The 15,281-nt window shown below is 33.4% G+C and carries 13 protein-coding genes; 7 read left to right on the top strand and 6 right to left on the bottom strand.

Annotated features, from left to right (window positions below):
• The 4 genes from Q0783_RS15050 to Q0783_RS15035 form a co-directional block, all read right to left on the bottom strand.
• Positions 1–1,329: PorP/SprF family type IX secretion system membrane protein (locus Q0783_RS15050; RefSeq protein WP_298896491.1), on the bottom strand; the 1,329-nt coding region annotated here is incomplete at its 3' end.
• A gap of 4 nt (positions 1,330–1,333) precedes the next feature.
• Positions 1,334–2,800 (bottom strand): gliding motility-associated C-terminal domain-containing protein, encoded by a 1,467-nt coding sequence (locus Q0783_RS15045; RefSeq protein ID WP_298896489.1) that lies wholly within the window; start codon positions 2,798–2,800, stop codon positions 1,334–1,336.
• 74 nt (positions 2,801–2,874) lie between these two features.
• Positions 2,875–4,185 carry a hypothetical protein gene (locus Q0783_RS15040; protein WP_298896487.1) on the bottom strand — a complete coding sequence of 437 codons (1,311 nt, stop codon included), beginning with the start codon at positions 4,183–4,185 and terminating at the stop codon, positions 2,875–2,877.
• Positions 4,186–4,456: 271 nt separating this feature from the next.
• Positions 4,457–4,909, bottom strand: coding sequence for a hypothetical protein (locus Q0783_RS15035; RefSeq protein ID WP_298757957.1), 453 nt, complete (start codon positions 4,907–4,909; stop codon positions 4,457–4,459).
• Between the two features lie 518 nt (positions 4,910–5,427).
• Between Q0783_RS15035 and Q0783_RS15030 the strand changes: the two genes are divergently transcribed.
• Entirely contained in the window at positions 5,428–6,057 is a 630-nt protein-coding gene (locus tag Q0783_RS15030; protein ID WP_298896486.1) for a hypothetical protein, read from the top strand.
• Positions 6,058–6,238: 181 nt separating this feature from the next.
• Positions 6,239–7,108 (top strand): hypothetical protein, encoded by an 870-nt coding sequence (locus Q0783_RS15025; protein WP_298896484.1) that lies wholly within the window; start codon positions 6,239–6,241, stop codon positions 7,106–7,108.
• A gap of 84 nt (positions 7,109–7,192) precedes the next feature.
• Here Q0783_RS15025 and Q0783_RS15020 read toward each other — a convergent pair whose 3' ends face one another.
• Both Q0783_RS15020 and Q0783_RS15015 read right to left on the bottom strand, forming a co-directional pair.
• Positions 7,193–7,807: a hypothetical protein gene (locus Q0783_RS15020; RefSeq protein WP_230935157.1), complete on the bottom strand. Its 615-nt coding sequence runs from the start codon at positions 7,805–7,807 to the stop codon at positions 7,193–7,195.
• 203 nt (positions 7,808–8,010) lie between these two features.
• Positions 8,011–8,955: a M23 family metallopeptidase gene (locus Q0783_RS15015; RefSeq protein ID WP_298896481.1), complete on the bottom strand. Its 945-nt coding sequence runs from the start codon at positions 8,953–8,955 to the stop codon at positions 8,011–8,013.
• A 157-nt stretch (positions 8,956–9,112) separates the two neighbouring features.
• Here Q0783_RS15015 and Q0783_RS15010 point away from each other — a divergent pair, with 157 nt between their 5' ends.
• The 5 genes from Q0783_RS15010 (at position 9,113) to Q0783_RS14990 (ending at position 15,217) form a co-directional block, all read left to right on the top strand.
• Positions 9,113–10,804, top strand: coding sequence for a patatin-like phospholipase family protein (locus Q0783_RS15010; protein WP_298896479.1), 1,692 nt, complete (start codon positions 9,113–9,115; stop codon positions 10,802–10,804).
• Positions 10,805–10,896: 92 nt separating this feature from the next.
• Positions 10,897–12,402, top strand: coding sequence for a tyrosinase family protein (locus tag Q0783_RS15005; protein ID WP_298896478.1), 1,506 nt, complete (start codon positions 10,897–10,899; stop codon positions 12,400–12,402).
• A gap of 50 nt (positions 12,403–12,452) precedes the next feature.
• A complete protein-coding gene (locus tag Q0783_RS15000; protein ID WP_298896477.1) occupies positions 12,453–14,051 on the top strand; it encodes a hypothetical protein in 1,599 nt (532 codons plus the stop codon).
• Positions 14,051–14,515: a hypothetical protein gene (locus Q0783_RS14995; RefSeq protein ID WP_298896476.1), complete on the top strand. Its 465-nt coding sequence runs from the start codon at positions 14,051–14,053 to the stop codon at positions 14,513–14,515. The genes Q0783_RS15000 and Q0783_RS14995 overlap by 1 nt, the downstream gene beginning before the upstream one ends.
• 15 nt (positions 14,516–14,530) lie before the next feature.
• A complete protein-coding gene (locus Q0783_RS14990; RefSeq protein WP_298896474.1) occupies positions 14,531–15,217 on the top strand; it encodes a DJ-1/PfpI family protein in 687 nt (228 codons plus the stop codon).
• Positions 15,218–15,281 lie beyond the last annotated feature (64 nt).

Here is a 15,281-nt window from a genome sequence, read left to right as displayed (position 1 = left end):
AGCTTCTTCTTGAGCTTTCTGTTCAGCTAATAATCTTGCTTTAGCATCAGCTTCTTCTTTAGCTTTCTGTTCAGCTAGTAATCTTGCTTTAGCATCAGCTTCTTCTTTAGCTTTCTGTTCAGCTAGTAATCTTGCTTTAGCATCAGCTTCTTCTTTAGCTTTCTGTTCAGCTAATAATCTTGCTTTAGCATCAGCCTCTTCTTGAGCTTTCTGTTCAGCTAGTAATCTTGCTTTAGCATCAGCTTCCTCTTTAGCCTTTTGTTCAGCTAACAACTTAGCCTGTGCTTCGGCTTTTCTTTCTGCTGAAGATTTACGATTGGCATCAGCTTTAGCTTTAGATATTTTAGATACAACAGGTTTTCTTTTATTACCTGAAATCAATCCGCTTACTTCATCACCACTACTATAATCGTAATTTTGCTTGTTTTTGAATCTATACGCTAATGTAAATTCGTGAGAAGGTCCAAAATTATTCAAATCTCCTAAGGCTTTCTCATAATTGTATTCGATAGCAATTTGTGGTGTAATATTAATTCCCACGCCTCCAGAAGCACCAAAAACGGTATTGTACCCAACTTGAGCCCAGATACCTTTTGGAACAGTTAGCATTGCAATAGCAGATATTACAGTTTCATCTTTTTTGAATTCTGATCTAATAAGACCAGAAAATTTACTTTCATCAAAGAAACCTCTAGTATTCATATATCCTGTATACATTAAATGCGCTTGGATACTTTGTTCTGGATCATCTTTGATAAGTTCGGATGTATTGGAATTATAAGTTACCAAATTGTTGATTGATACACCAAAGTCTAGGAATACTAAACCATAGTTAACTCCAGGGCTAATTGCTAATAAAAAGTTTTCAGGAACATTTTGTAGAGAAGGATCATCAAAATTTGTTACAACATTACCAGTATTTATGCCACTTTTGTAGGCACCAATATTAAGTCCGAAGGTAAGGTTGCTATCTCTATCCAGTTGAACGTTGTAGGCAAAATTGGCCAGACCACCAAACGTAGTTAAGACACCATAGTTTTGTTGAAACACACTTAAGCCGGCACCAATATTCTCTCCAAATCTACCAGAATAGCCAGCTAGATAGGTGAGTGGTGCATCATCAAACTGTACCCATTCTCTTTTATTGGAAAAACTAATGTATTTATTTTGCTCACGAACGAAGCTAAATGTTGGGTTAATTGCGTATCGATTGAAGGTTAAAGAATTCCTTAGGGGTAGGCTAAGCGAAACCACTCCATCATCTTCTTGAGAATAGAACATCTGTATAGAACAGATACATAATACTAAAACCAAAAGATGTGTTTTCATATTATTATTTCACTATTGTTATTGAACCTTTTCTAGTTTCGTTATTTTCAGTGGTTATCACATAATAAAAGACCTGATTAATACTGGTCAAATTCAAATCGTTTTCTGGCCAATTATTTAAATAATCATTGGTCTTTAAAACTATTTCTCCACGATTTGTCATGATTAATACTTCTGTATTAGTACCAGTTACATATCGTGTTGGAATTACCCATGTATCATTTATATTGTCACCGTTTGGACTTATAACATTTGGAATATCTGCTACTTCAGGAAAAGGATCTAAAGCTTCGTTTAGTTCAAATAGGAACTCTCTAGAACCAACACAACCTGATGTTTCGCTAACTACTATTTTGTAGTTACCAAAATCGGTAGCATCATAATTATCAGTTGTAACACCAGAAATAATACTGCCATTTAGATACCATTCATACTCTGGATTATTCGCAGTAGTTGTCACAACTACATATAGCGATTCGCCATCTTCTATCGTATTTGTTTCAGATACATTTAGTGAACCTTCAAAAAGCTCACTTTCTAATTCAATTGTGCCAGAGGCTGAACAGTTTCCTAAATCTACTTGAACAGAATACGAACCTGATTCATTGGCTTGATACATTTGATTTGTGGCATCAGGAATTACGGCGCCATCCTTAAACCATTGGTAACTATTACCGCCAATAGTACTTAATGTTGTTGCACCTTGAGCTGGACAAAAGGGGTTGCCTAAACTTGAAGCAATTCCAGCGTTAGCCTGTCCTGAAGTAACTTCACTAATTGCAACACGGTTAGAAAATGAATCTGATGTACATGTGCCATAGTTTGTTTCGGCAAAATATGTACCTTCTTCACTTACTTCTAGCGTTGGACCTTCTGCAATAAATACAGCTGTCGTTGGTCCAGTTTCCTTGAACCAATTAAATGTAAGAGAAGGGTAGTTGAGTGGAGAATCATTTGATCCAGTACCTGGATTGTCAATGGTCAGTAAATAGCTTCCTCCAGAACAATAAGCACCTGTTGACACTAAATTATTTATAGTGAAAGGTGAATCTTGAATTTTGTAATAGGCTGCAAACGCAGACGAACCAGAACTTGTAGCAGCAGGTGCGCTACTTTTAATCCTAATTTTATAATTTTCTCCAGCGGTTGTTGTAGGTAACGAAAAATTTACAGTTGCAGGTGATGTTGTAATCGCTCCAGCATTAGAAGTGTATACTATAGTTGGGTTTGAAAAATCTCCATCTGCATCAGACATTTCTATAGTGAACTGATTAGATGCTTCTAAAGCACTTTCTGGAGAAAAAACAAACGTAGTGCTATACGTGTTAAATGAAGCACTAGCACAAGCTTGACTAAAACCTAGGTTAGGTGAACCAATAACTATCTGGGCATTTACTTTTTCTTGCGTAACAAGAATAAATAAACAACAAAATCCAAAAAGGAATTTATGTAGGGATTTAGTGTAGTACATTGTAGTTTGGGGCGTAGTTTTTTATCAATAAGCAACAATTCTTTAATTAAAGATTAATAGCTGGTTTTATAGTTTTAATCATCGTCGTCAATGTCATTTGAAGCGATAATTCTATTGATTCTCAATCTGAAATCTGGTCGCTTTAAATTTTCGACATCAATAAAAGTTTCAGAATCTGGACCTTTTGAATAAACATTGTTAAAAGCTCTATTTCCATACCAGTTCTCTAAGTCTTCATTATTTGCGATATTCTCTACAAATATGTTTCCTTTGCAATTATTGAAATATGTTCTGGTGAATTTTATCCTTTCTAGGTTTTCACTGTTAATTTCTATCTTTCTATCAAATATTACAGCAGGATTAAAACCTGAAATAACACTTTTATCAATAGTAAACGAGGCATCTTCTCCGATGTAAATAGCTTCATTAACCAACCCAACTTTAATATCGTTACGCAAATCATCACTTAAATTGATTAACGTCAAATTTTCTGCACTGACGAAGGTTTGCTTTTGAGAAAAATCGGCAGATTCTTTTTGATCATGAGCAACAACATACATACATCTTGATTTTCCTGCTCCAGATACATAAGGAGACCTTATAGCCAATGAGTTGTTAATTTTACATTGAGCACCATAATTAAAGTCGTAATCGTTTATACTTGATTTGTACGATACCATTTTATCTAAAATGACATCACCACCTAATATGCCAAATGAATTGCCATCACAATAGCTAACCATAATGTTTTCTATGATGGTTTGTTGTCCAACACCAGCTAAGGTCAATCCATTGAAATAACCATAATCTTTAGTTCTCTTTCCTGCATATTCGATTCTTACATAACGCAAAACACCAGAATAGCTAGCGGGATTATTACCACCATAACTAATTGTTTTAGCTGCAGAAGGCACTAAGCCATAGTTTAAAGATGATTCGACACCAAATTTATTTGTTGGTGCATTACCAAGAATAAAGAGTCCTCCCCAATCACCAGGCTTTTTTACACTTCTACTTGAAGTAAATACTATTGGGTCTGTGTGTGTACCGTCGGCAATTATTTTTGATCCGTTACTGATAACAAGAGATCCTTTAGTTTTAAAATCACCTATAATCACTGTACCAGGCTCAATAGTGAGCGTTGTACTATCAGTAACAAAAACATCTCCTAGGAGAAGGTATATATCACGTTTGTATAGTCTAGTATCTTTGGTAATATCTCCACTTAGTATTTTAGTAGGCTTACCATACTCAACTTTGTTCGGTTTAAATTCTGTCCAAGGATTTAGCCAATTGTTATAGCCAATAATTCCTTTCTCTTGCTGGGCAAACATATTGCCATACACTAATAATAGGACAAGTGTAATTTGAGTAATTTTTTTCATAGCGGTTAAATTCGTTTACGTTAGACAAGTGGGCGCTAAATTATATGTACCAAACATATGAACAATACTTATGAAATGCAAAAAATATCGACGAAATACACAATATTTGATATCACGTATTATTTTTCTTACAAAAATACAATTATAAGAAAGCTAATTGCTGAATTATGGTAACAAACGCAAAATCAGTGATTTAATATTTGTAAGAAATTATATAAAAAAAACCTCAACATTATGTTGAGGTTTACTATTTTTAAAATACTAACTAAGGCTAATCTGTTTTATAATCGTTGTAAGTATGCAAAGATTTCAATGTTTCCTCATAAAACATAATTGCAGCAATCAAATCACGCGTATCTGAATACGGTAATATTTTTTTCTGAAATTCTACAGTACTATCAAAATAATCTACAGAAGCTTCTCTGTTATCTTCTAAGGCCTTTTTATTTTCTTTAGTTTCAGGTATTCCCAAAGATTCCATAGTTACACCAGGTTTTGTAGCAAATGCAATATTTGGTAGAATATTTACAATAACTTCAATACGCTCAATATACAGATTAAGTAAAGCACCTTTAGACATTTTACCTAATTCTTCATGACTATGATATTTTGATATACTCGTTTTTCCACTAATCATGTTTATTGGAGCACTCTTTTTTTGTGCAAAACCGATGCTAACCATCAGAAAAAAAACAGCGATAATTAAAGTAGGTTTAGTTTTCATTTTTTGGGTTTTTTATTAACGTTAGATAAGCAAATCTATACAATTAATTAAAAAAAACAACTAATTTCTGGGTTTTTTTGCAAACTATTTCACCATATGAAATGCATATTTCTTGGATAAACTGCTTATTTACTGGATAAAATGCATATTTATACGATGAAATACTTTTTGTCTTTTTTGTGATCTTGCAGGCAATTTATGAAGAGATTTTAGAAAAAAATCTGCTTTTAAATTCACTAAATTACTACTTGTTTTTGCATTAATTATTATCAATTCATTAGCATGCTAACTCAGAATTAATTTGTTTCAAGGCAATTAAAGATTAAACCTTTAGGAATCAATATTTAACTCCTCTTTTTACATATAATATATACTTCTGTATGTGATTGTTATGAACATTTCATCGATATATTTTACGTCTAAGTACATTTCATCGTGAAATTTGAACATTCATGTGATTTTTAATGGTTTACGATATAAATCCTTCAATTTTGAGTAAATCTAAAATGCTTAACCTCATGAAAAATTCAATAATCCTAATTTACTTTAGCCTTTTCTTAAGTATGAATTATACAATTTATGCTCAAGAAACTACGACTGATTTGCAAAGTAATTCTACCGATTATCTAGAACGTCACCCTTTATACGACTATTCAGAGTTTAAATTGAATAACACAGATACTATTCCGGGTTTTGAATCAAAACAAAATAAGCTTAAAGTTTCAGGTACTATATATAAGAGTGATGGAGTTACACCAGCAACGGATGTAATTCTATTTATTGAACAAGCTGATGAACATGGAGATTTTGATTTGAGAGAGGCGAATGGAAAACGTTATGTACATAATAGAGGTTGGATTAAAACTGATGCCGATGGACACTATACTTTTTACACTTATGTTCCAGGAAACGACAGACGTTACAATCAAATGCAGCAACTATTTCCAACAGTAAAAGAAGCATCTAAATCGGAATATGAAATTGCTAGCTTTCTTTTTGATGAAGATCCGTTACTAACAAAGTTATGCCGAAAAAGAATGGCTAAAAAAGGAGATCCTACTAGAATTCTTAAACTTAAGAAAGAAGGTAATATGTTTGTAGTTCAAAAAGATATAGTACTTCAAACTGATATTGAAACCTCGAAATAATTCAAGGTCTTTTCCTAAAAATTTTAATTTTATTTCTGCTATCAATACTTTAGAAAAACAGGTATAAGTACTTGTAAATGTGATAGGTGAATTTACTAGATTGTCTATTAATTTAATAATAGAAATCTTGTATACCATGTTATGTCGACATCAATTATCCGTTTTATATTTTCGCTGTTACTTGATCTGTTGTATACTTCTACTTACTTATACAAGTACAGCGCAATCATACAGAGATGATTGGACATCACGTTTGTCATTTACAATTGATTACGGACTTTCATTTCCAACCATTAAAGGAGACCATAGTTTTACTATTTCTAGTTTTCCAAGTAATCCACAAGATCAGATCATTTTTTCAGAGAAACTAAGCTCTAGACAAAACTTATCAAATTTAGGGTATTATGGGTTAGAACTTACATACGCACTACAGCCAAGAATTTCATTGGGATTAGTGATGCAACGAAGAAACAGTTATACATATAAGTCATCATTGCAGTTCAGTCAAGAAAAGCAAGTTATATCTAATAACCTATTGTTATCTACAACTGGAGTTTTCATGCAAAACACCAAGATTAGCTCTACATCACTTTCGTTATTTACTGCTTTTAAATTGTTTAAAATAGACATTAATAGATCTACTGTAATGTTGTTTGAAACGGGAATTGGAGTAGGGCTATCCTTTATAAAACTGGACTCACAAATCTTTAATGTGTTGCTTACAATGCATCTTAAGAATGATACTACTAGTCAGGATAACACTTTTGGTCCAGGAATTATTGCACCAGAAATTACGAGAACCACACCTTTTACATGGCAATTAAGTACAGGTTTCCAATTTCAGTTTGAAAATTTCCCTAACATGAGTATCGGATTTAGACTTGTAGATATTGGTCATTTCATCATTATGGAACGTCCAGAAAACATGCAAGATTTATTTCTGCTTACAAGTACAACTACTAATGCTGAAGATCAGAATTTAGCGCTTTCAACAACTAATCAAAAGCGACATTTAGTTTCAAAAGACATATACATCAAGTTTCATTTCTAAAAGATAGATGCTAAAAAAGCGAAGCACTTTATTAGTGCTTCGCTTATTATGAGCTAGTTATTAAGAAAAGAGAGTTTTAATGTATTAATACAGCTTACCTGTTGAAGGTAAAGAAGACGTTCCATCATTACCTTTCAAGTGTACGTTAGGACCTAAGAACCTTAGTTGTGTATGTTGTTCTCCTTTTTGGATGGTTGCATCCATCACAATAGCAAATAAACTACCTGACACTGAATAATCATACTCAGTATTAGAAATTTCTCCTTTGTAAGAGAATGTGTTCCATTGATTTGCCATTTTAATCATGGCATCAATAATCTTTGTTTGCTGTGCTCTATCTAATCCATAAGATTCCATAGTATGTGTCGTTTGTGAGTAAGATGTTTTACCACCTCCAGCAGAGAAAAACAAGAAGAATCCATAACCTCCACTTTTACTTTCTTTAGTTAATTGATCATACTTCTTTTGGTATGATGCAGTCAACATACCTCTAATTAGTTGGTCTAGTGCTTTCACATTCTCTGGTGTTACACATTGCAACTTCAATTTGAAGTCAACTTTAATGTCACCATGCGCTGGCACTGTGTAAGTTACGCCAGAACATTGACCTTGTCCGTAAGCATTTACTGCTACACCATCTGTTGCAGCTCCTGTCGCGTTTGATGCAGGATTTTCAAATACTGTGCTTAAATTTTCCATAATAAAATGATTTAAAGATTAATAATACAATTGCTAGCTTATAAAGTTTGACGCTAACAATACTGTAAAATTATAGCAAACACATTCCTGAAAATTGAGTACAAATACCTGAATTTCAAATCCATATCAGTAATTGTGTACTACGTATTTGTACTTGAATTCTAAATCAATTAATTGATGTAAGTGATAAGATATGAAGACTATTATTTTTCGATCACTAATTTTTGACCAACACGAATCACAGCATTTCTTTTGATGGCATTAGTTTTGCAAAGTGATGCGATACTAACATTATTTCGCCTTGAGATTCTAGATAGTGTGTCACCAGGTTTAACGGTATAAATAGACTGTTGCTTTATTAAACTAGCGATAGCCTCTTCTTCAGAAAGCAAAGGAATTATTTTGCTTTGACGTTTAGAATTATGTGCAATTGGGCGTGTCCATTTTCTAGTGATCCATAGTTCTTTAGATCGTATTTTGTTATGGTCGTTAAATTCGAATAAATACTCAGGGTTAATAGATACACCTTTGTAATTCACAACTAAATGTAAGTGGCTACCTCTTGCATTTCCAGAAACGCCCCCTTTTCCTAAGTACTGTCCGCGAACTATCGTATCATTTTCTTTTACGCCATAAGCAGATAAATGTGCGTAAACTGTTTCTAATCCGTTGTAATGCCTTAGCACAACTGTTTTTCCATGACCTCTACTATATCTAGACATGCGTACAATACCATCAAACATAGCAAAAAGACTATCTCCAGTTACCAAATCTATATCTATTCCCTTGTGCGGTCGTCCACGTCTCCATCCATAGCGTGACGTTACCACTTTTTCTTTCCCAATAGGAGAGAAGTAGGTGGAATCTTTAAAATTAAGCCTCAGCGGAAATGTAACCTCCACATTTTTATATGGATTATAGACTGTATGATTCCAATACTCTGCTTTAATATCTATAGGGATAAGAGTATCTTTCTCTTTAACAACTTCAGTTTTTACTGAATCAATACTTGTTATAAAATTTAATTCTGAAAGATCTAATAATTTAAACTCAGGTTTTTTTTGAGCAAATAGACTAACAGATATCAGAATAAGAAAACAACTGAAAAATGATTTCATATAATAGAATAATAGCACTAATTTTTGCATGGCGAATTTAAATAAATTTAACGTCAATTCTGTTAATGTATTGTTAGAGTTACTAACATTTAACAATTTCATTTCACTTTAAATAATCAGGTAATTGTACGTATAGATATGGATTAATAAATACTTATATTTATAGAACTAAACATTTTCATTGCACATGTCTGAAGAACTAGAAAAAAATAGACCTTTAAAACCATTTGAAACCATTGGACTATGTTTCAGTGGAGGAGGTTATCGCGCCACTTTTTTTGCTTTGGGTGTGTTGTCTTATCTTGATCAAGCATCATATAAGAATGCTCCTTTATTAGATTCGGTAAGAGCATTAAGTACGGTTAGTGGAGGAACCTTAGCAGGTGTAGGCTATGCCAAAGCTGTTCAAGATCCAAACTATGACTTTAAAACTTTTTTTAAACACTTCTACAATACATTTACTCCAGAAAATGACTCACTCTTAGAAACTGCAATTGCAAAATTAGAAGATGATGCTGTTTGGAAAAAACATGCTTACAAAAAGCGTTCACTAATTAATGCCTTTGCCTTAACTTATGCTGAAATGCCTCTATTTGAAGGTCAGTTTCAGGAATTTGAAAAAGATGATATTAAACAATTAGAACAAGTATGTTTTAATGCGACCGACTTTTCGTTTGGACTGACTTATCGTTTTCAAAACCGAGGTTATTTTGGCAATAATCCATTATATAAGAGTTTTCAAAAGGAAGTTAATGCATTGCGTAATCAGGTAAAGTTAGGTGATGTTATAGCATCTTCGTCCTGTTTCCCTGTTGGATTTGAACCGTTAGTATTTCCAGATGACTATTTTGAAAATCACAATGCGTCAGACTATAAAAACTTAAAAGAATTAGATCGATTTATTGATGGCGTAGGCATCATGGATGGTGGAATTGCAGACAATCAGGGTATAGGTAGTATGATGTTGATTAATGAACGTATGCCTGATGGTCTAGATCTAATAATAGTTAATGATGTTGGGAGTTATAAAATGAAACCATGGCAGCAAGACACTTCTACAGTTGGAAAAACTTCAACGGTTAAACGGGTAATAAATAAAATATTACAATACTTTACCATAAAGCCTTTGTATTGGATTACATTCCTCATTGGTTTATTACTTATACTTTTAAACAATATGCAAGTTTTTGGACCTACAGCCTATACTGGATTATATGTTTTAGGTAGTGCTATAATGGGTATAGGTTTACTTCTAACTGTTTTCGGATTAGTTGCTTCGGTGATAAAAGCATCTGTGCTGTCACGATTAAAATCGCTGTTTAAAAAGAATGTTCCTGAGCCTTTATTGGATGATATTTTGACATTTCAAAAATTAGATATTGGTTTAATACAACGCATGTTAACAGATCGCTTAACTTCTGCTATGAAAATGATAAATGATGTCTTTTTAAAACAAATGAGGCGCTTAAATTATGATTTATTCTATTCTAAGGCTGAATTGAATAATAGACGTGTAACGGCAACAGTTTACAAATTAAATGGACAAGACACACCTTATAGTAAAGGTGCAAACTATAATGACCAAATACAGCCAAAACCTAGTAAAGGCCTGGAAAGTGTATGTTTAACGGCATCTGAAACACCTACAACACTATGGTGGGACAAAACCGATATTGCTAAAAACCGTATGGAAACTTTAATTGCTTGCGGACAGTTTACGGTATGTTATGAACTTATGGATTATATCCTAAAGCTAAAAGCTGATACAAATAGCGGTGTTAATGATTTTACTGAAATAGATAAATTGTATAAGGCCTTGGAAAAAGACTGGAAAGCTTTTAATGATCAACCATTATGGTTGGTTAATAAGCTTAAATAATTATAAAACAGGTATTTATACGCATAAATAAGCTACAAGTAATATATAATTTTAGTGTATTAAAAAATTAACCAATCTAAACACACTAAATTATGAGTAATTCAACCGCAGCACCAACATGGTATGGAGGCATCCGAGATATGTTTACGCAAACCGATATTGATCATATGTCACCTCATGGCATACTTTTAAATGACTATGATTCGGTAAAATCTAATGCGCCAGGCATTTATGGGCAATTAGCAGCAGGTAATATGCCACCAAAACATCCATGGCCTAAAAGTCAAGTGCAAACATTTTTAGATTGGATGACCAATAATTACCCAAAAGGAACACCATCAAAAGAATCAAGCAGACTTAAAATGATGGCAACAGCGTCAGCAACGCGTGTCAGAAAAGATGTTAGTTCTTTGTCTTCAGGTGAAATAGCTACTCTCAAAAAAGCATTTTCGGGTGTTATGAAACTAAAAACAAATGATCCAAATGGATATTTTATACAAGCAGGTTATCATGGTCTTCCTAATGCATATTGTATGCATCATATTCCTGGATATAATCCATGGCATCGTGCTTACTTATATAGTTTTGAAAATGCATTACGAACAATTCCAGGATGTGAAGATGTAACATTACCATATTGGGATCTTTTTAATGATTTTCCAGATATTTTAAATCAGGAACCCTTTGCAAATTATACATTACCCGAAGATCTAAACAGCAACTATAAAAAAGGCTATGTAACCCAACGAAATTCTGTTAAAACAATGGAAAGCTTATTTAAGCAATATGATGTTTTAACAGATTTTACACGTGCAAAAACACAACAAGATTGGGAAGACTATCATGGAGGTCAAGCTTTTGGAGGTGCTCCAAATGATACATCAATAAGTGCTCACGATGGAGGACATGTAGCTACTGGACCAACAATGGCAGATCAAAATGTTGCTGCTTTTGACCCAATTTTTTGGTTTTATCACTGTAATATAGATCGCATGTTTTGGGAGTGGCAAAAAAGTATGCATGCAACAGATATAAACGGTTTGTTATCTACAATCACAACAACTGAAAGTCGAAATATTTTTACAATACCAGTTTTGGAGAGTTTACCACCATTCACAAATAACACTCCGCATCTAAACACGGTCAAGATTGTAGATTCGATAGCAAACTTAGATGTTGATTATGATCCACCTGCAAAAGAAACAAAAGAAATAGCTATGGCAGCATTTACAACAAAACGAAGAGGTTCAGTCGCAGCATCAGAAAAATTCCATGTAGATACAGACATTGCTAATGTACGTGTTAAAGGGATTAATCGTATTAAAATTCCAGGAAGTTTTAGTGTACACTTATTAAAAGATGGCGAAAAAATAGCATCTAAAGCATTTTTCCAACCGTCTGAAGTAGATAAATGTCCTAACTGTGTCGAAAACCCAATTGTGCATGTCGATTTCAAGCTCCCATTAAAGGAGGTGAAGTCTGGTAAGCTTGAGACTTGGATAGAACCGTTAAATCATGCGCCATTTGGTGATCGTTTCCCTCATAAAATGATGGACAATCCAACTATTAACGTAAGATTATTATTAAGAAACGAATAGGTATAATCATTCTGATTTTCCTAGCAAACTAACATCAAAATATAATCTTTATGAAATCTAATAGATCACGTCTATTTATGGGACATCCCATAAAAGCAATTGTTTTGTCCATACTAATACTTGGTTTGTCTTGTGAACAAAACAAAACGAGTAGTTATGTCGCAGTTCAAGCTCCTCTAGAGTTTAGTTCTAACATACCTGTTGATGTAAACCCTGTCTTGCAAAAAGAACTTAAAGATGCAGGCGATATTTACCAACTTAATGAACTTTTTAATATGTACAGTTGGCAAGCTCTTATTGCTATAAACTGGCCACTAAATGAAAACGGTGAAGCTCGTGAAAATTTCACTGATGAAGGCACACCAACTTGGTTAACATGGAAAGAGGCCTTTCAGGTCTACCGCTTTGATGGTAAAACACCTGAACCATGGGATAGTCCACGAACCGATAGTGGTTTAGGACTTCAAACAAATGTATTGAACGATAATGATTCAAGAATCATATTGAATAGTACAACACCAACGCATACAGGTAACAATAATATTGCAAATGAAACCGATCAGGCTTTTGCAGGAAAATTATTTGATCAAAATGGCAATGTGGTGGTTTACGAAGTCCTAATGAACAAAGAGGAATTTGACTACGTGGTAGAGAATAAGCTTTATAATATTAATGGCCAATTAGAGTTTTCAAAAACTAATGTAAACGCAAATTTTCCTAAAGGAGATTTTGAAAAACAACAATTAGGTGCTGTTGAAATTAAATTGGCTTGGAAAATTTTAGAAGACACCGATTATAAGGAACGGTATTTTAAAGATGAAGGTTATATCATTAATGAATCAACTAAAAAACCAGAAAAAGCACTCCTCGGATTAATTGGTTTTCATATAAGTCAAAAAACTCCAACAGGAAAACAATGGGTATGGTCTACATTCGAACATATTGATAATCTAGATCAAAATACGACTGAAGTCGATGGGGAGATTAAGGTAATTCATCCAACACTCACTAATCCTAATTGCGAGATATGCCCTGTAAATGTAGATGTTAGTAATAATAAAAACACATATTCATATCACACTACTGAGCATGGTAATTATTGGAACGTAACAGGTGATACTTTGAATTATTATACTGATAGTGCTCAAATGAAAACACAATCTAAACGCATGGTAGATATTCCCGTACGTGTAAAGCGAATCAACACCTTAATGCAAGAGTATTTCAAACAGCAAGGTAGTGTATGGCAATATTATCAGTTAATTGATACGCAATATCCTTTAGATCAAAATGCAAAACCAGGTATAAGCACAGACAGTTTATATTACATACCAGAAAGTGTTGTTAACAAGCCAGGAGGTAAACCAAATTTGGCATTCCTAACAAATATCTCTATGGAAACTTTTTTTCAAGGCGGTAATCAAATAGCTGGACTTATGGAAAACTCTCAATCAAATATTACCATTTTTGGTACTGAAAGTTGTATTGGTTGTCACTCTAGCGCATATCTCTTTAATTCATACACATCACAAAACGGTAAAATGACATTAGGAATTGGATCACAGTTATCAGGAGACTTTAGCTGGTTGCTCAAAACTGCACAATGGGATAGAGATCAAAAGAAACCATCACAAGAAAAACAGGAATGATGGAAAACACAAAAAAAACAGCCTGTTCTTGTAGTAAGCACCATCCTCCTAAACGATTATTAAATAAGAGTGGAAAGAAAACGAGCATTCTAAATGTAGTGACTGCAGTTGTATTGTTTTTATTTCCAAAATGTCCAATTTGCTGGGCTGCTTATGCCTCTTTATTTAGCTTTCTAGGCTTAGAACAAATAAGTTTTAATTCTAATTGGAGTTATATTGTTCTTGGAATATTTTTAGTTGGAAGCTTTTTTTTAATGCGGAAACACTATTTAAATAAATCGTGGTCGAGTTTAGTCCTATATGGCTTGGGAATGGTTATTTTGATGATTTCTTATGGTTTGAATTTTACTGAAAATTGGTGGCTATATGTTGTTTTAGGGTTAATTGTATTGAGTAATCTCTCTAGCAACAGTATTCAAAAAATCATCAAGTTATTTAAACATCCTTTTGCAGCCACAACTTAAATCATAGACAACAACATGGAAACTAAAACAAAACGACCTCAGGTGCCTTTTACTATTGTTATTCCTATATATGATGGCGTTGATTTGATGGATATTGCAGCACCAAGAGAAATATTTGGTTGGCTTGCATTTGACAAATCATTTCATAGAGATGTCACAATATTATTTGTTGGTGAGCATGAAGGAACTTTTACAACTAACAATGGATTAAAGATTACAATAGAAGCTACTTTCACAGATGATATTGCTTTAAACCCAAATTTGATATGGGTTCCAGGAGGAAGACCAGAGACCTTAGCCAAAATCATCTCAGACCCAAAGTCTCCTTATACAGCATTTGTAAAAAAAGCAGGTTCTAATGCCGAATGGGTATGTTCTGTATGTGAAGGGGCTATTCTTTTGGCAAATACAGGGTTGTTAAATGGTCATAAAATCACAACACATTGGAAATTTGTTAATTGTTTTGGCCGTTACCCAGAAGTGACTGTAGTTAAAGATAATCTACGTTATCTTAAAAGCGGAAATAGAGTGACAGGTGGAGGCATTTCGTCGGGACTAGATGAAGCTCTATATTTAGTCAAGTTAATTGCAGGAGAAGCTAGTGCTATTAAAATTCAACAAACGATGCAGTATTATCCTGATCCTCCAGTAAAAAGTAAAATTCCTAAAGCTGGAGCCTGTCCAGTGAAGGGGCTTGGTTAATAAATTTCAATTGTCTTAATTGATTAACATTAGGCTAACATTGTTATATATGCGTAACTAATTT

It is taken from the genome of uncultured Psychroserpens sp., from assembly GCF_947500255.1.
GTDB lineage: Bacteria > Bacteroidota > Bacteroidia > Flavobacteriales > Flavobacteriaceae > Psychroserpens.
Note: the sequence above shows the minus strand (reverse complement) of the source record. Positions and strands in the feature narration are given on the sequence as shown.